The sequence below is a fragment of the Streptomyces sp. NPDC096193 genome, assembly GCF_040302905.1.
Lineage (GTDB): Bacteria > Actinomycetota > Actinomycetes > Streptomycetales > Streptomycetaceae > Streptomyces.
Map to the genome: position 1 here is coordinate 90,801 of NZ_JBEOSJ010000026.1, position 20,722 is coordinate 111,522.

The following is a 20,722-nucleotide window of genomic DNA, read 5'->3' on the forward strand; positions in this document are numbered from 1 at the left end:
GGGAGGGAGGGGTTCGTGAGACGCATGACCGCTCGACCCGCGAATGCGCATCAGGCGCGACTCCTCAAGCTGTTGCGCGACGGGGGCCCCAACTCCCGTGCGCAGCTGGGCGATCAGGTCGATCTCTCCCGGTCCAAGCTCGCGGTCGAGGTCGACCGGCTGCTGGAGACCGGGCTGGTGGTCGCCGACGGACTCGCCGCCTCGCGCGGCGGACGGCGCTCCCACAACATCCGGCTCGCACCCGAACTGCGCTTCCTCGGTGTGGACATCGGAGCCACCTCCATCGACGTGGCCGTCACCAACGCCGAACTGGAAGTACTCGGACACCTCAACCACCCGATGGACGTGCGCGAGGGCCCGGTCGCGGTCTTCGAGCAGGTGCTGTCGATGGCCGCCAAGCTCCGGGCCACCGGCCTTGCCGAGGGCTTCGACGGCGCCGGCATCGGTGTGCCGGGTCCGGTCCGCTTCCCCGAAGGCGTGCCGGTCGCACCGCCGATCATGCCCGGCTGGGACGGCTTCCCGGTCCGCGAGGCGCTCAGCCAGGATCTCGGCTGCCCCGTCATGGTCGACAACGACGTGAACCTCATGGCGATGGGGGAGCAGCACGCCGGCGTCGCGCGCTCCGTCGTGGACTTCCTCTGCATCAAGATCGGCACCGGTATCGGCTGCGGCATCGTCGTCGGCGGAGAGGTCTACCGCGGTACGACGGGCAGTGCGGGCGACATCGGCCACATCCAGGTCGAGCCCGACGGCCGCCCCTGCGCCTGCGGCAACAAGGGCTGTCTGGAAGCCCACTTCAGCGGTGCCGCACTGGCGGGGGACGCCGAGGAGGCGGCCCGCAGCGGCCGCTCCGAAGAACTCGCCGCGCGGCTGGAGACCGCCGGACGGCTCACCGCCGTCGACGTCGCGGCAGCGGCGGCCGCCGGTGACACCACCTCGATCGAGCTGATCCGTGAGGGAGGCAACCGCGTCGGCCAGGTCATCGCCGGCCTCGTCAGCTTCTTCAACCCGGGTCTCGTGGTGATCGGCGGCGGAGTGACCGGCCTCGGCCACACCCTGCTGGCGAGCGTCCGGACCCAGGTCTACCGCCAGTCGCTGCCGCTGGCCACGGGGAATCTGCCCATTGTGCTGGGCGAGTTGGGCCCGACCGCCGGAGTGATCGGCGCGGCCCGGCTCATCAGCGACCACCTCTTCTCACCGGCCTGACCCCGGGCCCGGTACGCCCGGACAACGGACGAGCGCCGCACGGAACCAGCACCACCACGGAACCAGCACCACCACGGCACAACCGGCACCACGAGCACTGCCAGGCACCACAAGCCCCACTGTCACCGTCAGCACCACGGCACCGCAAGTACCACCGGTACCACGAGCACCGCCAGGCACCACAAGCCCCACTGCCACCACCCGCACCACGGCACCGCGAGCACCACCGCCCGTTCAGCAACACCGCACCGCCGGCACCACGGCACCACCAGCTCTGTCGCTCCACCCGCCCTGCCGCACCCACGTATCACGGACTGCCCGACTCACCGGCCGCACCCGCCGAGGGGATTTGTCATGGCACCAGAACCACCCCTGCTCACCATGTCCGGAATCACCAAGTCGTTCCCGGGCGTCCGCGCACTCGACGGCGTCGACCTGGAGGTCCAGGCCGGCGAAGTGCAGTGCCTGCTCGGCCAGAACGGCGCGGGCAAGTCCACCCTGATCAAGGTCCTGGCCGGAGTCCACCAGCCCGACGGCGGCACCATCACCTGGCAGGGCGAGACCGTCTCGCTGAAGTCGCCCATCGCGGCCATGAGGCTCGGCATCGCCACCATCTACCAGGAACTCGACCTGGTGGAGGGCCTGTCGGTCGCCGAGAACGTCTTCCTGGGCCACGAGCCCACCGCGGCCGGCTTCGTCGTACGCGGCGGCGAGGCCCGTGCGTCGGCGAGCCGGCTCCTCAAGCGTCTCGGCCACCCGGAGATCGACCCCGCCCGCCTGGTGGGCGACCTCTCCGCCGCCCAGCAGCAGATCGTCTCCATGGCCCGCGCTCTCTCGCACGACGTACGGCTGATCGTGATGGACGAGCCGTCCGCGGCGCTCGACCCCGACGAGGTCTCCAACCTCTTCCGTATCGTCGGCGACCTCACCGCCGAGGGAGTCGCGGTCGTCTACATCTCGCACCGCCTCGAAGAGATCCGCACCATCGGCGACCGGGTCACCGTCCTCAAGGACGGCCGCGCGGTCGCGGTCGGCCTGCCGGCGAAGACCACACCGACCCGCGAGGTCGTCGCGCTGATGACCGGACGGAACGTCGAGTACGTCTTCCCCGAGCGTCCCGACCCGGTCGCGGCCGACAGCCGGCCCCCCGTGCTGCGGGTCGAAGGACTCGCCAGGAAAGGGGAGTTCGCGCCCGTCGACCTCGAACTGCGGCCGGGCGAGATCGTCGGTCTCGCAGGTCTGGTCGGCTCGGGCCGCTCCGAGATCCTGGAGACGATATACGGAGCCCGCAGGCCCACCGCCGGACGCGTCGTCGTCGACGGGACCCCGCTGCGCCCCGGCAGCGTCCGCTCCGCGGTGCGCGCCGGCATCGGGCTCGCGCCCGAGGAGCGCAAGGCGCAGGCGCTGCTGATGCTCGAATCGGTCACCCGCAATGTGTCCGTCTCCACGCTCTCCCGGTTCTCCCGCGGCGGCTGGCTCGACGGCCGTGCCGAGCGGGCCGCGGCGCAGCAGGCGACCAGGGAGCTCTCCCTGCGTCCCGACAACCCGGACGCCCGTATCCGAACGCTCTCCGGCGGCAACCAGCAGAAGGCCGTGCTCGCGCGCTGGCTGCTGCGCGGCTGCAAGGTCCTGCTGCTGGACGAGCCGACCCGAGGCGTGGACGTCGGCGCGCGCGCCGAGCTCTACGCCGTGATCCGGCGGCTGGCCGACGAAGGCCTCGCCGTCCTGCTCGTCTCCAGCGAAGTGCCCGAGGTCCTGGGCCTCGCCGACCGGGTGCTCGTCCTGCGCGAGGGCAGCGTCGTGCACACGGCCGACGCCCGGGAGCTGGACGAGCACCGCGTACTCGACCTTGTGATGGAAGGGAGCCCGACGGCATGACGCAGCCAGCCACCCCTGCGCAGCAGGACGCGCCGCCACCCACTGCCAAGACAGCACCGGACACCGGGGGCCGGCGACCGCTCGGACTGCGCGCCGATGTCCGCAACCTCTCTCTGCTCGGCGTGCTCGCCGTGCTGATCCTGGTCGGCGGCATCACCAAGCCCGATCAGTTCCTCGCCGTCAGCAACCTCCAACTCGTCCTCACCCAGGCGTCCGTCATCGGTGTCGTCACCGTCGGCATGACGTTCGTGATCATCAGCGGCGGCATCGACCTGTCGGTCGGCGCGATCGTGGCGCTGGCATCGGTGTGGGCGACCACCCTGGCCACCCAGGAGTACGGCTTCGCCGGCATTCTGTTCACCGCCGTGATCGTGGGCGTCGCCTGCGGACTGGTGAACGGGGTACTGATCGCCTACGGGCGGATGGTTCCCTTCATCGCCACCCTGGCCATGCTCGCGTCGGCCCGCGGACTCGCTCTGCAGATCACCGACGGCAACACCCAGATCGTCACGGTGAACTCGGTGCTCGACCTCGGGGTGAAGGACGCGTACGTCCTCGGCATCCCGCCGCTGGTGATCGTGTTCGCCGCGGTCACCGTCATCGGCTGGCTGGTGCTGAACCGTACGACCTTCGGACGCCGCAGCGTCGCCGTCGGCGGCAACGCGGAAGCCGCCCGGCTCGCCGGCATCGACGTCCGCAGGCAGCGGCTCTACCTCTACCTGCTCTCCGGACTGTGCTGCGGCATCGCCGCCTTCATGCTGATCGTCCTCGCCGGCTCCGGTCAGAACACCAACGGCAACCTCTACGAGCTCGACGCCATCGCCGCCGCGATCATCGGCGGCACCCTGCTGAGCGGAGGCCGGGGCACCATCGTCGGCTCCGTCCTCGGTGTCCTCGTCTTCACCACCATCACCAACATCTTCGCCCTCAACAACCTGGAGACCGCCGTCCAGCAGATCGCCAAGGGCGCGATCATCGTCGCGGCCGTCCTGGTGCAGCACCGCACCCTGCGCGGCGGGGACGCCTGACCACCAGGCCGCCCACGCCACCCTCGTCCCCCATCCCCCATCTGTCGCACCGCCCAGCGAAGGGTCGATCCGCCATGCCAGAAATTCCCGTCCCCAGCCGCAGAGGACTTCTCTTCGGCACCGCCGCGATCGGCGCCGGTGCGCTGCTGACGGCCTGCACCAGCAACGAGCCCGAATCGAAGGGCGAGGCCACCAACAACGCACCGGTGGCCGACGACAAGCCCGGCAAGGCCGTCACCATCGGCTTCGCCGGACCGCAGGCCGACCACGGCTGGCTGAACGCGATCAACCAGAACGCCAGGTCACGGGCGAAGAAGTACTCCGACGTGACGCTCGACATCACCGAGGGCTCCAACGACACGGCCACGCAGATCGGCCAGATCCAGACGCTGATCAACAAGAAGGTCGACGTCCTCGTCGTCCTCCCGGCCGACGGAAAGGCGCTGACCCAGGTCGGCCTCCAGGCCATGAAGGCGGGCATCCCCGTCATCAACCTGGACCGCGTCTTCGCCTCCCCGCAGGCCTACCGCTGCTGGATCGGCGGCGACAACTACGGCATGGGCCTCAACGCCGGCAGGTACATAGGCGAACAGCTCAAGAACAAGCCCAACGCCAAGGTCATCGAGCTGGCGGGCATCGACAACCTCGAGCTGACCAAGCAGCGCACCCAGGGCTTCGACGACGCGCTCAAGAACTACCCCAACATCAAGAAGGTGGCCCGTCAGGCCGCTGACTTCACCGTGGAGTCCGGCCAGGCCAAGATGGCCCAACTCCTCCAGGCACAGAGCCAGTTCGACGCCCTGTGGAACCACGACGACGACCAGGGCGTAGGCGCGCTGCGCGCCATCGCGCAGGCCGGCCGCGACAACTTCCTGATGGTCGGCGGCGCGGGTGCCAAGTCCGCGATGGACGCCATCAAGGCCGACAACAGCGTGCTGAAGGCCACCGTGCTCTACCCGCCGACGATGGCCGCCTCCGCCGTCGACATCGCCCGCGCTCTCGGACAGGCCAAGGGCGTCAGCGGCCTCGCCGAACTCGAGATCCCCGCCTCGCTCACCCTGTACTCGGCCGTCGTCACCAAGGACAACGTCGACCAGTACCTGCCCACCGGCTTCAGCTGACCGGCGCGCCCGCCCCCACCGAGCAGACCGACGAGGAGGAATCCGTATGGAACAGAGGGACAGTGGAGCCGCGCCGCCGACACTCGGCGTCGGCATGGTCGGATACGCGTTCATGGGCGCCGCCCACTCCCAGGGGTGGCGCACCGTGGGACGGGTCTTCGACCTGCCGATGCGGCCCGTCCTCGCCGCGATAGCCGGCCGCGACCCGTCTGCGGTGAGAGCCGCGGCGGACCGGCACGGCTGGGCCGCGGCGGAGACCGACTGGCGCCACCTCATCACCCGGGACGACGTACAGCTCGTCGATGTCTGCACCCCGGGCGACAGCCATGCGGAGATCGCCATCGCGGCGCTGGAGGCGGGAAAGCACGTGCTGTGCGAGAAACCGCTCGCCAATTCGGTCGCGGAGGCCGAGGCGATGACGGCGGCGGCCGAACGCGCCCGCGCGCGCGGCCAGATGGCGATGGTCGGCTTCAACTACCGGCGGGTGCCGGCCATCGCCTACGCCCGGAAGCTGATCGGGGAGGGGCGCCTCGGCACCCTCCGCCATCTGCGCTTCACCTACCTTCAGGACTGGCTCGTCGACCCGGAGTTCCCGCTGACCTGGCGGCTCCAGCGCGAGCACGCCGGCTCCGGGGCGCTCGGCGATCTGGGGGCGCACATCGTCGACCTCGCGCAGTACCTGGCGGGGGAGCACCTCGTGGGGGTGTCGGCCCTCTCGGAGACCTTCGTACGGGAGCGTCCGCTGCTCGCCGGGGCGTCGACCGGCCTGTCCGGGGCGGGCGGCGGCGCCGAGCGGGGGCCGGTCACGGTCGACGACGCGGCCCTGTTCACCGGGCGGCTGACGTCGGGCGCGCTCGCCTCCTTCGAGGCCACCCGGATGGCGTCCGGCCGCAAGAACGCTCTGCGGCTGGAGATCAACGGCGAGCTCGGAGCGATCGCGTTCGACCTGGAGCGGCTCAACGAGCTCTCCTTCCACGACAACACCGAGCCGGCCGCCACCGCGGGGTTCCGCCGCATCCTGGTGACCGAGTCGGAGCATCCGTATCTCGAGGCGTGGTGGCCGCCGGGTCACGCGCTCGGCTACGAGCACACCTTCACCCACCAGGCGCGCGACCTGGTCGAGGCCATCGCCACGGGCCGTGATCCCGCGCCGTCGTTCGCGGACGGGCTCCAGGTGCAGCGGGTCCTCGCCGCGGTGGAGGAGAGCGCCGAGAAGAACGCCGTCTACACCCCCGTACAGGCGCAGGACTAGGAGGCCTCCATGCCACGTCCGTTCACGCTCTTCACCGGCCAGTGGGCCGATCTGCCCCTCGAGGAGGTGTGCCGGCTCGCCCGCGACTTCGGATACGACGGTCTCGAACTGGCCTGCTGGGGGGACCATTTCGAGGTCGACAAGGCGCTCGCCGACCCCTCCTACCTGGACGGCCGGCATGCGCTGCTGGACAAGTACGGGCTGAAGTGCTGGGCGATCTCGAACCACCTCGTCGGCCAGGCCGTCTGCGACAACCCCATCGACGAGCGGCACCAGGGCATCCTGCCCGCCCGCATCTGGGGCGACGGTGAGCCCGAGGGGGTGCGCCGGCGGGCGGCCGAGGAGCTGAAGGACACCGCCCGGGCCGCGGCCGCGTTCGGTGTGCGGACGGTGGTCGGCTTCACCGGGTCCTCGATCTGGCATCTGGTGGCGATGTTCCCGCCGGTGCCGGAGCGGATGATCGAGCGCGGCTACGAGGACTTCGCCGAGCGCTGGAACCCGGTTCTCGACGTCTTCGACGCCGAGGGGGTGCGGTTCGCGCACGAGGTGCACCCGAGCGAGATCGCGTACGACTACTGGACCACCAAGCGGGCGCTGGAGGCCGTCGGCAACCGGCCCGCCTTCGGACTGAACTTCGACCCGAGCCACTTCGTCTGGCAGGACCTGGACCCGGTCGGCTTCCTGTACGACTTCCGCGACCGGATCTACCACGTCGACTGCAAGGAGGCGCGCAAGCGTCTCGACGGACGGAACGGACGCCTCGGCTCCCACCTCCCCTGGGGCGACCCACGGCGGGGCTGGGACTTCGTCTCGGCCGGACATGGTGACGTCCCCTGGGAGGACGTGTTCCGGATGCTCCGCTCGATCGGTTACGACGGGCCGATCTCCGTGGAGTGGGAAGACGCCGGCATGGACCGGCTGGCGGGCGCTCCGGAAGCGCTTGCCGACCTCAAGCGGTTCGATTTCGACCCGCCCACCGCTTCCTTCGACGCGGCCTTCGGGGGCGGCGACTAGCTCTCCGAGCTGCATTCAGGCAGTTCAGTGCCCGGCGGCCGATCCGCCGCCGGGCCTGTCCGGCCTGCCCGGGTTCGCCTTTGTCCTGCGGTAGGAAAAAGTTGAACTTCCCTTCCGCACAAGGGCTTTCCGTCCAGGACGAACCCGACTACCGTCCCATGAGGTGTACAGGACATAGGTGGTCCCCGGCGTGACGGCGCACTCCGGTTCCACGACCAGCCCGCCCGGCGGTTGAGGGCAGAACACCGCCCCGCCCGTTCGACCGGCCCATCCCGGAGGACATTCGTGCACAGGAAAAGGCCCAGAGCAAGAAAATCGCTCGCACTCCTCACCGGCAGCCTCCTCGCCGCAACCTCACTACTCTTCACCGCGCCCCAGATCGCGGCCGCCGCCGATCCCGAGCCGGCGCCGGCTGCCGAGGAGTTCCAGCAGGTCACTCTCGCCAAGGGGGGTGAGGAGACCGGCGAACCCATGTCCCTGGCCGTGCTGCCCGACCGCAGCGTGCTGCACACGTCCCGCAACGGCGAGCTGCGGATGACCGACAGCGCCGGCAACACCCGCGTGGTCGGCACCGTCCCGGTCTACTCGCACGACGAAGAGGGTCTCCAAGGCATCGGCCTGGACCCGAAGTTCAGTGAGAACCGCTTCATCTACCTCTACTACGCACCGCCGATGGACACCCCCGCGGGTGACGCTCCCAACGAGGGCACCGCCGCCGACTTCGCCAAGTTCGACGGCGTCAACCGGCTCTCCCGCTTCGTTCTGAAGGCCGACGGCACCCTCGACAACGCCAGCGAGAAGAAGATCCTCGACGTCCCGGCGACGCGCGGCATCTGCTGCCACGTCGGCGGCGACATCGACTTCGACGCGCAAGGCAACCTCTATCTGTCGACCGGTGACGACTCCAACCCCTTCGCGTCCGACGGGTACACCCCCATCGACGACCGTCCCGGACGCAACCCCGCGTACGACGCCCGCCGCACCTCCGGCAACACCAACGACCTGCGCGGCAAGATCCTGCGCATCAAGGTGAACGACGACGCGACCTACTCGGTCCCCGAGGGCAACCTCTTCGCGCCCGGCACCGACAAGACCCGGCCCGAGATCTACGCGATGGGCTTCCGCAACCCCTTCCGTTTCAGCGTCGACAAGAAGACGGGCATCGTCTACGTCGGCGACTACGGGCCCGACGCGGGTGCGGCCGACCCCAAGCGCGGTCCGGCCGGACAGGTGGAGTTCGCCCGGGTGACCAAGCCCGGCAACTACGGCTGGCCTTTCTGCACCGGCGACAACGACGCCTATGTCGACTACGACTTCGCGACCAAGGAGTCCGGCGCGGCCTTCGACTGCGCGGCACCCAAGAACGAGTCGCCGCACAACACCGGCCTGGTCGACCTGCCGCCCGCGCAGGCCGCCTGGATCCCCTACGACGGCGGCTCGGTGCCCGAGTTCGGCAGCGGCTCCGAGTCCCCGATGGGCGGACCCGTCTACCGCTACGACGCCGCGTCCGACTCCCCGGTGAAGTTCCCGGAGGCCTACGACGGCGACTTCTTCGCCGGTGAGTTCGGCCGGCGCTGGATCAAGCGGATCGAGCAGGGTGAGGACGGCACGGTCCAGTCCATCAACGCCGTGCCGTGGACCGGCACGCAGATCATGGACATGGCCTTCGGTCCGGACGGCGCCCTGTACGTACTCGACTACGGAACCGCCTGGTTCGGCGGAGACGAGAACGCCGGCCTCTACCGGATCGAGAACGCCACCGGCGGACGCTCACCCGTCGCCGAGGCCTCGGCCAACAAGACCTCGGGCAAGGCGCCCCTGCGGGTCGCGTTCTCCTCGGCGGGCACCACCGACGGTGACGGCGACGCCCTCACCTATGCGTGGGACTTCGGCGACGGCGGCACGTCCACAGCCGCCAACCCCAGCCACACGTACAAGAAGAACGGCACCTACACCGCGACCGTCACCGCCAAGGACCCGACCGGGCGCACCGGCTCCGCCGGCGTGCACGTCGTCGTCGGCAACACCGCACCGAAGGTGACACTCGAACTGCCCGTCGACGGAGCCCTGTTCAGCTTCGGCGACGAGGTCCCGTTCAAGGTCACGGTCACCGACCCCGAAGACGGCGCCACCGGGGCCATCGACTGCGCCAAGGTCAAGGTGACGTACATCCTCGGCCACGACAGCCACGGTCACCCCGTGACCTCGGCCAACGGCTGCACCGGCACCATCAAGACCTCCGCCGACGGCGGGCACGACCCCAACGCCAACATCTTCGGAGTCTTCGACGCCGAGTACACCGATGGCGGAGGCGGTGGCCAGGCCGCGCTCACCTCTCACGACCAGGCGCAGCTCCAGCCGCGCCACCGGCAGGCCGAGCACTTCAGCGGCTCCTCCGGCATCAAGGTCTACGACAAGGCGAGTGCCCACGGCGGCAAGACCGTCGGTGACGTCGACAACGACGACTGGATCTCCTTCAAGCCGTACAACCTGACCGGTTCCACCAAGCTCACCGCCCGGATCTCCTCCGGCGGGGCCGGCGGATTCCTCGAGGTGCGCACCGGTTCGGCGAAGGGCCCGATCCTCGGCTCCGCGCCCGTGCCCGTCACCGGCGGCTGGGACACCTTCCAGGACATCGACGTGCCCCTGCGGGCCGTGCCCAAGAAGACCACCGAACTCTTCCTGGTCTTCAAGGGCGGTGCCGGAGCGCTCTACGACATCGACGACTTCGAGCTCTCCAACAGCGCACCCGACCGGACCGCCAAGCGCGTCCTCGTCTTCTCCAAGACCGCCGGCTTCCGCCACGACTCCATCCCCACCGGAGTCGCGGCCCTGAAGGAACTCGGCAAGTCCAGCAACATCACGGTCGACGCGACGGAGGAGGCGGGCCAGTTCACCACCAGCAACCTCGCCCGCTACGACGCCGTCGCCTTCCTGTCCACCACCGGTGACGTCCTCAACGCCGACCAGCAGAAGGCGTTCGAGAACTACGTCGCCACCGGCGGCGGGTACATGGGCATCCACGCGGCCGCCGACACCGAGTACGACTGGAAGTTCTACGGCGGGCTCGTCGGCGCGTACTTCGCCTCCCACCCGCAGATCCAGCCCGCGACCGTGCGCGTCGAGGACCACACCCACCCGTCGACCGAGCACCTCCACGAGGCCTGGGAGCGCACCGACGAGTGGTACAACTACCGCACCAACCCGCGTGATCAGGCGCGGGTGCTGGCGACCCTGGACGAGACCACCTACCAGGGCGGCACGATGAAGGGCGATCACCCGATCGCCTGGTGCCAGACCTACGAGGGCGGCCGTGCCTTCTACACCGGCGGCGGCCACACCAAGGAGTCGTACGCCGAGCCGGCCTTCAAGCAGCACCTGCTGGGCGGACTGCGCTACGCCTCCGGCCAGGTCAAGGCCGACTGCAAGCCCCGGACCGACTACCGGCCCATCTTCAACGGCAAGACGCTGGAGGGCTGGAAGCAGGCCGGGCCCGGCAAGTTCAACGTCGTCGACGGTGAGATGCGCTCCGAGGGCGGCATGGGCATGGCCTGGTACCAGGCCAAGGAGCTGAAGTCCTACTCCCTCAAGCTGGACTGGAAGCTCGACGGCGACGACAACTCCGGTGTCTTCGTGGGCTTCCCGGCCTCCGACGACCCCTGGTCAGCCGTGAACAACGGCTACGAGGTGCAGATCGACGCCACCGACGCCGCCGACCGCACCACCGGTGCTGTCTACGGCTTCAAGTCGGCGGACATCAAGGCCCGCGACCGCGTCCTGCGGCCTCCGGGGCAGTGGAACAGTTACGAGATCAAGGTCCAGGGTGAACGTCTCCAGGTCTTCCTGAACGGTGTGAAGATCAACGACTTCACCAACACGGACCCGGCCCGCAGCCTGAAGGACGGCTACATCGGTCTCCAGAACCACGGAGCCGGCGACCAGGCGTCCTTCCGCAACATCCAACTCAGGGAGCTGCCCTCCTAGGCGCCCCCCAGACGGCGGCGGGCGGGGAGGCGCCGTACCCCCCGCCCGCCGTCCTCCACACCATCGCAAGGCAGGGAGGCAGTCCGTGACGAACGAGAATGTACGCACCGGAGTCTGGTTCGTCGGAGCCCGCGGCTCCGTCGCCACCACGGCCGTCGCAGGATGCGCCGCGGTCAGCGCGGGCCTGCATCCGCCGACGGGCATGGTCACCGAGACACCGCCCTTCGCGGCATCGGGTCTGCCCGCCCTGCCGTCGCTGGTCTTCGGCGGCCACGACACCGCACACTGCCCGCTGCCCAAGCGGGCCGAGGAACTCACCGCCGCCGGCGTGCTGCCCCACGGACTCGCGGCCGCCGTACGCGGTGAACTCACCGCCGCCGACGCCGAGATACGGCCCGGTGGCCCGCAGTCCGGCGACACCCGCGGCGACGAGGAACTCATCGCCGCCTTCGCCGCCGACATACGCGACTTCCGGGAGCGGCACGCACTGGCCCGGGTCGTCGTCATCAACGTCTCCTCCACCGAACCCCTGCCGGAACCGGGTGCGCTGCGGCTGCCGCCCAGCTCCCTGTACGCGGCCGCGGCCGTCCGGGCCGGCAGCCCCTTCGTGAACTTCACCCCCTCCACCGGGCTGCGCACCGACGCCCTCATGGACGCCGCCGCTGCCGGTGGACTTCCCCACGCCGGCCGTGACGGCAAGACAGGCCAGACGCTGCTCCGTTCCGTGCTCGCCCCGATGTTCGTGCAACGCGCCCTGTCCGTACGGGCCTGGTCGGGCACCAATCTGCTGGGCGGCGGGGACGGAGCGGCGCTGGCCGATCCGGCGGCCGCGGCGGCGAAGAACGCCGGCAAGGAACGCGTTCTCGCCGACACCCTCGGCCACACCCCGCAGGGCGAGGTGCACATCGACGACGTACCGGCGCTCGGCGACTGGAAGACCGCCTGGGACCACATCGCCTTCGACGGCTTCCTCGGTTCGCGGATGATCCTCCAGACGATCTGGCAGGGCTGCGACTCGGCACTCGCCGCGCCGCTCGTACTCGACCTGGCGCGGCTCGTCGCCCGGGCCCACGAGGTGGGCATCGAGGGACCGCTGCCGGAGCTGGGCTTCTACTTCAAGGACCCCGACGGAGGCCCCGCCGGACTGTCCGAGCAGTTCGCGGCACTTCTGACCTTCGCCGAGCGGCTGCGGGAGACGGCGTGAGGAAGCGGGACGTGGGAGCGTGGGCCGAACTGCTCCGGGTCTCGGCCCTGTTCACCGTCCCGGGAGACGCGCTCGCCGGCGCGGCGTCCCTCGGAGTGGCCCCCAACCGCGGCACGGCCCTCGCCCTCGGGTCCTCGCTCTGCCTGTACGAGGCGGGCATGGCGCTCAACGACTGGGCGGACCGCGACGAGGACGCGATCGACCGCCCGCACCGGCCCATCCCCTCGGGCCGTATCGCCCCACGGTCGGCACTGACGGCCGCAGCGGTCCTGACGGGAGCGGGCCTCGCCCTGTCCGCGGCCGCCGGCCGTCGGTCACTGGCTCTGGCCACGGCCCTCGCGGCGACGGTCTGGTCGTACGACCTGCACTTCAAGCACACCCGAGGAGGCCCGGCGGCGATGGCGGCGGCACGGAGCCTGGACGTCCTGCTCGGAGCGGCCGCCACGGGTACGGCGGCAGCTCCGGGCACGTCGGCGGCCACCGCCACGGCTGCGCGCGCCACGTCGGGTACCCGTACGGCCGCCACCAATCCTGCCGCACGTGCCAGGTCGGTCGCCGGCTCGCCGGTCCGCGGCAGGCCCGTCACCGGCAGGGCGGTACGCGGCACAGCCGCCACCACCGTCCCGAGGACCCGCGCCGCCCTGCCCGGTGCCGTGGTGATGGGTGCGCACACCTACGCCGTCACCTCCGTGTCACGGCACGAGGCCCACGGCGGATCGACGCTCGTACCCCTCACCGCGCTCGCAGCCACGCTGGGGCTCGGCGCGCTCGGCATCCGCGAACAGCGCACCGCCCCGGGCACACCGCCGGCGCGGCTGCTGGTCACCGCGCTCGCGGGTGCGTACGTCCGCACCGCGGCGAAGCCCTTCCTGCACGCCGCCCTCAACCCGTCCCCGCCGCTCACCCAGCGCGCGGTGGGCGGCGGCATCCGGGCGATGATCCCGCTCCAGGCCGCGCTGGCCGCACGCGCCGGCGGCGGTGCGTCGGCCGTGGCCCTGATGGGACTGGTACCGCTCGCCCGCAAGCTCGCACGGAAGGTGAGCCCCACATGAGCCGACACCCCGCTCCCTCCATCCGTCTCGGCTACGGCACGAATGGGCTGACGGACCTGCGTCTGTCCGACGCGCTCGCCCTGCTGGCCGACCTCGGTTACGACGGCGTCGGTCTCACCCTCGACCACATGCACCTGGACCCGCTGGCCTCCGACCTCGCCGCCCGCACCCGCCAGGTGGCCGCCCGGCTGGGGGAGCTGGGCCTGGAGGTCACGGTCGAGACGGGCGCCCGGTATGTGCTCGACCCGCGGCGCAAGCACGGGCCGTCGCTGCTCGACGCAGATCCGGACCAGCGGGCCGCCCGGACCGCGCTGCTCATCACCGCGGTGCAGGTCGCCGCCGACCTGGGCGCTCACGCCGTTCACTGCTTCAGCGGCATCACCCCGGCCGGGACCGACGACGACACGGCGTGGAAACGCCTCACCGAGGCCCTCGTCCCGGTGCTGGACGCCGCGGAACGCGCCGGAGTGCCCCTCGCCATCGAACCGGAACCAGGTCATCTGCTCGCCACCCTCGCCGACTTCCACCACCTCAGAGGCCTACTCGACAGCCCCGCCCCGCTCGGCCTCACACTCGACATCGGCCACTGCCAGTGCCTGGAGCCGGCGTCGCCCGCGGACTGCGTCCGCGACGCGGCCCCCTGGCTGCGGCACGTCCAGATCGAGGACATGCGCCGAGGCGTCCATGAGCACCTGCCCTTCGGCGACGGCGAGATCGACTTCCCACCCGTGCTCGCCGCCCTCGCGGCCACCGGCTACCAGGGCCTGACGGTCGTCGAACTGCCCCGCCACTCCCACGCGGGCCCCGAACTCGCCCGCACCTCGATCGAGTTCCTGCGCGCCAAGGGGGCGGCGGCATGCTGATGACCCGCAAGGAGCTGGACAGCCGGCTCGGCGGAGCCGCCCGCGCCTGGCTCGACGAGTCGCTCGCCGAAGCGGCGCACGCCGCGGACGCCGGCGAGGACGCCACCACCGTGTACGCGGCACGCTCATGGGAGATGCGCTTCGCCGCCGCGGGCCGTCAGTGCGGTCAGGACAACGCCGACACCGTCCGCGCCCTGCTGCTCCTCGAGGCACGCGCCGACGCCGACACCCTGACCCGCCTCTACCAGCAGGGCAGCGCCGCCGAACGCCGGGCCGTCCTGCTTGCACTGCCCCAGCTCTCCCCACCGCCCTCCGCCGGCCTCCCGCTGGTGGAGGACGCGCTGCGCACCAACGACACCCGGCTGGTCGCCGCCGCCGTCGGCCCCTACGCCTTCGAGCACCTCGATCCCCACGCCTGGCGGCACGCCCTGCTGAAGTGCCTGTTCACCGGTGTGCCCGTGGACAGCGCCCACGGACTCGAACGGCGCGTCCGCGGCGATGCCGAACTCGCCAGGATGCTCGGCGACTACGCCGCCGAACGCACCGCGGCCGGCCGTCCCGTACCCGCCGACCTCCACCGCGTCCTCGCCCTGACGTCCCCCACGGAGGAGATCTGATGCGCATCTTCGACCCCCACATCCATATGACCTCCCGTACCACCGACGACTACGAGGCGATGTACGCGGCCGGAGTCCGCGCTCTCGTCGAGCCGTCGTTCTGGCTGGGACAGCCCCGCACCTCGGTCGCCTCCTTCACCGACTACTTCGACGCCCTGCTGGGCTGGGAGCCGTTCCGCGCGGCCCAGTACGGCATCGCGCACCACTGCACCATCGCGCTGAACCCCAAGGAGGCGAACGACCCGCGCTGTGTGCCGGTGCTCGACGAACTGCCCCGCTATCTCGTCAAGGACAACGTCGTCGCCGTCGGTGAGATCGGTTACGACTCCATGACCCCGGCGGAGGACACCGCACTGGCCGCCCAGCTCCAGCTGGCGGCCGACCACGGCCTGCCCGCCCTCGTCCACACCCCGCACCGGGACAAGCTCGCGGGTCTGCACCGCACCGTCGACGTCATCCGCGAATCCGCCCTGCCGACGGAGCGCGTGCTGCTCGACCACCTCAACGAGACCACCATGAAGCACGCCGTCGGCAGCGGCTGCTGGATGGGCTTCTCCATCTACCCCGACACCAAGATGGACGAGGACCGCATGGTCGCCGTGCTCAAGGAGTACGGAACGGAGAAGATCCTGGTCAACTCGGCCGCCGACTGGGGCAAGAGCGACCCGTTGAAGACCCGCAGCACCGGCGACGCCATGCTCGCAGCGGGGTTCAGCGAGGACGACGTCGACAAGGTGCTCTGGCGCAACCCCGTCGCCTTCTACGGCCTCAGCGGCCGCCTCCAGCTCGACACCCCGGAACCGGAGCCCCTGCACGAGGGCAACTCCATCCTTCGCGGCGGGGAATGAGGAGGCAGTCCCGTGCGCTTCCGCCACCCCGACGGCACCACCGTCCACCTCGGCTACTGCACCAACGTCCATCCCGCCGAGACCCTCGACGGCGTCCTCGCCCAGCTCCGCGACCACTGCGAGCCGGTGCGCCGCCGTCTCGGCCGTGACCGGCTGGGCATCGGCCTCTGGCTGGCCAAGGACGCGGCCCGGGCCCTCGTCACCGACCCCGCCGCGCTGCGGGGCCTGCGCGGCGAACTCGACCGCAGAGGCCTGGAGGTCGTCACCCTCAACGGCTTCCCCTACGAGGGCTTCGGCGCCGAAGAGGTCAAGTACCGCGTCTACAAGCCGGACTGGACGGATCCCGAACGCCTCTCCCACACCACCGATCTCGCCCGGGTGCTGGCCGGCCTCCTGCCCGAGGACGTCACCGAGGGCACCATCTCCACCCTGCCGCTGGCATGGCGCACCCCCTTCGACAACGTTGCCGCCGAGAGCGCCCGCGCGGCGCTGACCGCGCTCGCCGAACGCCTCGACGCCCTCGAGGACCTCACGGGCAAGTCCGTCCGCATCGCCGTCGAGCCCGAACCCGGCTGCATCGTCGAGACGACCGCCGACGCCATCGCGCCCCTGAGCGGCGTCGCCTCCCACCGGATCGGCGTCTGCATCGACACCTGTCATCTCGCCACCTCCTTCGAAGATCCAGAAACCGCCCTGGCCGCCCTCACCGCGGCCGGCGTAACCGTGCCCAAGGCCCAGCTGTCCGCGGCCCTGCATGCCGAGGAACCCCATCTGCCCGACGTACGCGCCGCGTTGGCCGCCTTCGCCGAGCCCCGCTTCCTGCACCAGACCCGCACCCGGACGAGCGCCGGCCTGCGCGGCACCGACGACCTGCCGGAAGCCGTCGCCGGTGAGGCACTGCCCGACGGCGCACCGTGGCGATCGCACTTCCACGTCCCGCTGCACGCCCCGCCCGCCCCGCCCCTCGCCTCCACCCTCCCCGTCCTGAAGGACACGCTGGCCCGGCTCGTCGGGGGCCCGGCACCCCTGACCCGTCACCTGGAAGTGGAGACGTACACCTGGCAGGCCCTGCCCGCCGAGCTGCGCCCCCGCAACCGCACCCAGCTCGCCGACGGCATCGCCGCCGAACTCACCCTCGCCCGCGACCTCCTGGTCGACCTCGGCCTCAAGGAGCTGCCATGACCGACGCCGGACAGACCGCGCCCACCCCTCTCCTCGTCCTGGACGTCGTCGGCCTCACCCCTCAGCTCCTGGAGCACATGCCGAACCTGCGGGCACTCGCCGGCTCCGGCTCCCAGGCCCCGCTGTCCACCGTGCTGCCGGCCGTGACCTGTGCCGCGCAGTCCACCTTCCTGACCGGCACCCTGCCCGCCGAACACGGCATCGTCGGCAACGGCTGGTACTTCCGCGACCTGGGCGATGTGCTGCTGTGGCGGCAGCACAACGGACTGGTCGGCGGCGACAAGCTGTGGGACGCGGCGCGGCGTGCGCACCCCGGCTACACGGTGGCCAACATCTGCTGGTGGTACGCGATGGGCGCGGACACCGACTTCATCGTCACTCCCCGTCCCGTCTACTACGCCGACGGCCGCAAGGAACCCGACTGCTACACCCGCCCGCCGGAGCTCCACGACGAACTCACCGGCGAGCTCGGCACCTTCCCGTTGTTCCACTTCTGGGGTCCCGGCGCCGACCTGGTGTCCAGCCAGTGGATCATCGACGCCACCCGTCACATCATGGCCACCCGCCATCCCGATCTGACCCTGTGCTACCTCCCTCATCTCGACTACGACCTGCAGCGCTTCGGCCCCGACGACCTCCGTTCCCACCGGGCGGCCACCGACCTGGACGCGGCCCTCGCCCCGCTGCTGGCCGACGCCCACAGGGAGGGCCGCACGGTCGTCGCGCTGTCGGAGTACGGCATCACGAGGGTCAGCCGCACCGTCGACATCAACCGGGTCCTGCGCCGCGCCGGGCTGCTCGAAGTCCACACCCAGGACGGCATGGAGTACCTGGACGCGATGGCCTCCCGGGCCTTCGCGGTGGCCGACCACCAGATCGCCCACGTCTACGTCCGTCGCCCCGAGGACCTGGAGGCCACCCGTCAGGCGCTGGCGGACCTCCCGGGCATCGAGCAACTCCTGGACGACGAGGGCAAGAAGGCCCACGGCCTGGACCACCCCCGTGCCGGTGAGCTCGTCGCGGTCGCCGAACCGGACGCCTGGTTCACGTACTACTACTGGCTCGACGACAACCGGGCACCCGACTTCGCCCAGCTGGTCGAGATCCACCGCAAGCCCGGCTACGACCCCGTCGAACTCTTCATGGATCCCCAGGATCCGTACGTCAAGGTCAAGGCGGCCACGGCGATCGCGCGCAAGAAGCTCGGCATGCGCTACCGGCTCGCCGTCGTCCCCCTCGACCCGTCACCTATTCGTGGCAGCCACGGCCGGCTGCCCGCACACGACGACGAAGGCCCGCTCATCATCTGCTCCACCCCCCAGGCAGTCACCGGCCGCGTCGAAGCCACCGAGGTGAAGTCCCTGCTGCTTCACCTCGCTGGACTCCACTGAACCAGACGGCACCGACAACAAGGAGTTATCCACATGAGCCGCACCTCCAAGAACCACGACCCGGAGCTCTCCCACCGTCTCAGCAGACGCGGCATGCTCGGCGTCGCCGCCGGCGCCGCCGCCATGCTCGGAGCGGCCGTCCCGGCCTCCGCGGCCCCCGTCACGGCGGCACAGGACAGGGGACACGGCCGCGGCGGTCCCGTCCTGCCGCCCGGGCGACTCGGCATCCAGCTCTACTCGCTGCGGGACAAGGTCTCCACCCTCGGCTTCGCGCCCGTCTTCGCGGAGCTGGCGAAGTACGGCTACGACGAGGTCGAGTTCGCGGGCTACACCCAGGGCTCCGCGGGCCCCATCACGCTCGCTCAGCTCAAGCGGCTGGCCAGGGACCACGGCCTGAACCCCATCGGCAGCCACGTCAACTACTACGACGACAACAACCCGGGCGCCTACAGCTTCGCGCAGAACCTGGAGAAGGTGCTCGACGACGCCCAGGCCCTCGGGCTCAAGCACATCGGCACCGCCTCCGGGCCCTGGCGCTACGGCGCGACCGTCGACGGCTGGAAGCGCGCCGCCGAGGACTTCAACACCTACGGCGCCGCCGCTCGCAGGCGCGGCATGAAGTTCTACCAGCACAACCACGCCGAGGAGTTCTCCTTCGCCACCGACAAGCCGAAGGTCCGTCTCTACGACGTGCTGCTCGCCGAGACCGACCCGAACCTCGTCTACCTGGAGATGGACATCTACTGGGCGTACGTGGCCCAGTTCCGCTTCGGCAAGCAGGTCGACGGCACCCCCGCCCCGTTCGACCCGCTGCGCTACGTCCTCAGGCAGCCGGACCGCTACCCGCTCTTCCACGTCAAGGACGGCGAGCGCAACGATGCGGCCCGCGACGGGTACGACATGGTCGACGTCGGTGACGGTGACATCGACTACAAGCGGTTCATCTCGGCGGTGAACAAGACCCACGGCGGACGCCGCGACCACCACTGGCAGGCGGAGCACGACAACCCGGTCGAGTCCTTCGCGTTCGCCCGCAAGTCCAGCGCCCACCTCCACTCGCTGCGTGAGAAGGACTGCTAGGCCGTCCGTCGTCGTCTCTCGTTCGGTTCGCGGACCGTCACCGGAGGTCCGTCGAGAATCTTGCTACCGGCCAGTAGAGGGAACGTAAGGTTCCGTCCATCATGGGACGCGAGCATGTCAAGGCCCTCCGTCCGTACGGGCGGAGGGCTTTCCCTGAGCTGTTCCGAGACCAGGAGAACCCCCCATGCATGCAGGCAAGTGGAGAGTCCGGTCGGTGGCGGGCGTCGCCGCACTGGCGTTCACCGTGGCCACGCCCGTGGCCACCGCCGCGACCCCGGCACCGGCGGACGGCCCGGCGGCCAAGGCCGTTTCCACGGCGCAGACGTCGAACGGTCCGTTCCTCGCCGATGTCGACTACGCGACGTGGCAGCGTGATGTGAAGGCCGTCATCGATGTCGCGCGTCCCTACATCGAGCAGCGCACCGCGAACACCGGTGGCAAGAAGCAGGCGATCGTCCTCGACATCGACAACACGTCGCTGGAGACGGACTTCCACTACTTCTGGGAGATCCCGACCCCCGCGGTGAAGCCGGTGCTCGACCTCGCCACGTACGCGGAGTCCCGCGGTGTGGACATCTTCTTCGTCACCGCACGCCCGGGCATCATCTACTCGCTGACCGAGTACAACCTGGAGCGGGTCGGCTTCCCGGTCGACGGTCTGTACGTCCGCGACCTGCCCGACCTCTTCCACGAGGTCAGCACGTACAAGACCGGCAAGCGCGCCGAGATCGAGGCCAAGGGCTACACGATCATCGCCAACATCGGCAACAACACCACCGACCTGGTGGGCGGGCACGCCGAGAAGACGTTCAAGCTGCCCGACTACGACGGCGACCTCTCCTAGGTCTCGTCGGCGGGTCTCACCCGAAGGTCCTCCACGCACGACGAGGGGGGCCGCCGCGACCGGTCGATCCGGGACCGGCACGGTGTCCCGCAGACCGGACAGCCGCTCGGCCGCCGCCACACAGATCCGCATGTCTCCCTGCCGCCGGTAGAGCTGCG

The 20,722-nt window shown here is 70.5% G+C and carries 16 protein-coding genes and 1 pseudogene; 16 read left to right on the forward strand and 1 reads right to left on the reverse strand.

The features are described 5' to 3' along the window. Positions 1-24: 24 nt before the first annotated feature. From ABTX78_RS29655 to ABTX78_RS29730, 16 genes are all read left to right on the forward strand, one after another. Positions 25-1,206, forward strand: a complete 1,182-nt coding sequence (locus ABTX78_RS29655) for an ROK family transcriptional regulator (protein ID WP_313943138.1) — start codon at positions 25-27, stop codon at positions 1,204-1,206. 354 nt (positions 1,207-1,560) lie between these two features. Beyond that, positions 1,561-3,084 carry a sugar ABC transporter ATP-binding protein gene (locus ABTX78_RS29660; RefSeq protein WP_352209850.1) on the forward strand — a complete coding sequence of 508 codons (1,524 nt, stop codon included), beginning with the start codon at positions 1,561-1,563 and terminating at the stop codon, positions 3,082-3,084. After that, entirely contained in the window at positions 3,081-4,112 is a 1,032-nt protein-coding gene (locus ABTX78_RS29665) for an ABC transporter permease (RefSeq protein ID WP_352209851.1), read from the forward strand. The genes ABTX78_RS29660 and ABTX78_RS29665 overlap by 4 nt, the downstream gene beginning before the upstream one ends. A gap of 74 nt (positions 4,113-4,186) precedes the next feature. Next, complete coding sequence (locus ABTX78_RS29670; RefSeq protein ID WP_352209852.1) at positions 4,187-5,233, forward strand: substrate-binding domain-containing protein; 1,047 nt, start codon at positions 4,187-4,189, stop codon at positions 5,231-5,233. 46 nt (positions 5,234-5,279) lie between these two features. Further along, positions 5,280-6,485 (forward strand): Gfo/Idh/MocA family protein, encoded by a 1,206-nt coding sequence (locus ABTX78_RS29675; protein WP_352209853.1) that lies wholly within the window; start codon positions 5,280-5,282, stop codon positions 6,483-6,485. Positions 6,486-6,494: 9 nt separating this feature from the next. After that, positions 6,495-7,499 carry a sugar phosphate isomerase/epimerase family protein gene (locus tag ABTX78_RS29680; RefSeq protein ID WP_352209854.1) on the forward strand — a complete coding sequence of 335 codons (1,005 nt, stop codon included), beginning with the start codon at positions 6,495-6,497 and terminating at the stop codon, positions 7,497-7,499. A 285-nt stretch (positions 7,500-7,784) separates the two neighbouring features. Beyond that, the gene (locus ABTX78_RS29685) at positions 7,785-11,483 is read left to right on the forward strand and encodes a ThuA domain-containing protein (protein ID WP_352209855.1); all 3,699 of its coding nucleotides are present in this window, start codon (positions 7,785-7,787) and stop codon (positions 11,481-11,483) included. An 85-nt stretch (positions 11,484-11,568) separates the two neighbouring features. Beyond that, positions 11,569-12,687 (forward strand): inositol-3-phosphate synthase, encoded by a 1,119-nt coding sequence (locus ABTX78_RS29690; RefSeq protein WP_352209856.1) that lies wholly within the window; start codon positions 11,569-11,571, stop codon positions 12,685-12,687. Then, positions 12,684-13,739, forward strand: coding sequence for an SCO3242 family prenyltransferase (locus tag ABTX78_RS29695; RefSeq protein WP_352209857.1), 1,056 nt, complete (start codon positions 12,684-12,686; stop codon positions 13,737-13,739). Before ABTX78_RS29690 ends, ABTX78_RS29695 begins: the two co-directional genes overlap by 4 nt. Then, positions 13,736-14,602: a sugar phosphate isomerase/epimerase family protein gene (locus ABTX78_RS29700; protein ID WP_352209858.1), complete on the forward strand. Its 867-nt coding sequence runs from the start codon at positions 13,736-13,738 to the stop codon at positions 14,600-14,602. Before ABTX78_RS29695 ends, ABTX78_RS29700 begins: the two co-directional genes overlap by 4 nt. Further along, on the forward strand, positions 14,596-15,219 hold the full coding sequence (locus ABTX78_RS29705) for an EboA domain-containing protein (protein WP_352209859.1): 624 nt from the start codon (positions 14,596-14,598) through the stop codon (positions 15,217-15,219). The genes ABTX78_RS29700 and ABTX78_RS29705 overlap by 7 nt, the downstream gene beginning before the upstream one ends. Next, positions 15,219-16,067 carry a TatD family hydrolase gene (locus ABTX78_RS29710; RefSeq protein WP_352209860.1) on the forward strand — a complete coding sequence of 283 codons (849 nt, stop codon included), beginning with the start codon at positions 15,219-15,221 and terminating at the stop codon, positions 16,065-16,067. The genes ABTX78_RS29705 and ABTX78_RS29710 overlap by 1 nt, the downstream gene beginning before the upstream one ends. A gap of 12 nt (positions 16,068-16,079) precedes the next feature. Beyond that, positions 16,080-17,249, forward strand: coding sequence for a metabolite traffic protein EboE (gene eboE / locus ABTX78_RS29715; RefSeq protein ID WP_352209861.1), 1,170 nt, complete (start codon positions 16,080-16,082; stop codon positions 17,247-17,249). After that, the gene (locus ABTX78_RS29720) at positions 17,246-18,640 is read left to right on the forward strand and encodes an alkaline phosphatase family protein (RefSeq protein ID WP_352209862.1); all 1,395 of its coding nucleotides are present in this window, start codon (positions 17,246-17,248) and stop codon (positions 18,638-18,640) included. Before eboE ends, ABTX78_RS29720 begins: the two co-directional genes overlap by 4 nt. Positions 18,641-18,673: 33 nt before the next feature. Continuing rightward, the gene (locus tag ABTX78_RS29725; protein ID WP_352209863.1) at positions 18,674-19,720 is read left to right on the forward strand and encodes a sugar phosphate isomerase/epimerase family protein; all 1,047 of its coding nucleotides are present in this window, start codon (positions 18,674-18,676) and stop codon (positions 19,718-19,720) included. Positions 19,721-19,904: 184 nt separating this feature from the next. Continuing rightward, positions 19,905-20,564: an HAD family acid phosphatase gene (locus tag ABTX78_RS29730; protein ID WP_352209864.1), complete on the forward strand. Its 660-nt coding sequence runs from the start codon at positions 19,905-19,907 to the stop codon at positions 20,562-20,564. 72 nt (positions 20,565-20,636) lie between these two features. On the opposite strand, the pseudogene ABTX78_RS29735 reads toward ABTX78_RS29730, so the two are convergent. After that, positions 20,637-20,722 (reverse strand): annotated as a pseudogene (locus tag ABTX78_RS29735) (IclR family transcriptional regulator); the annotation flags it as partial.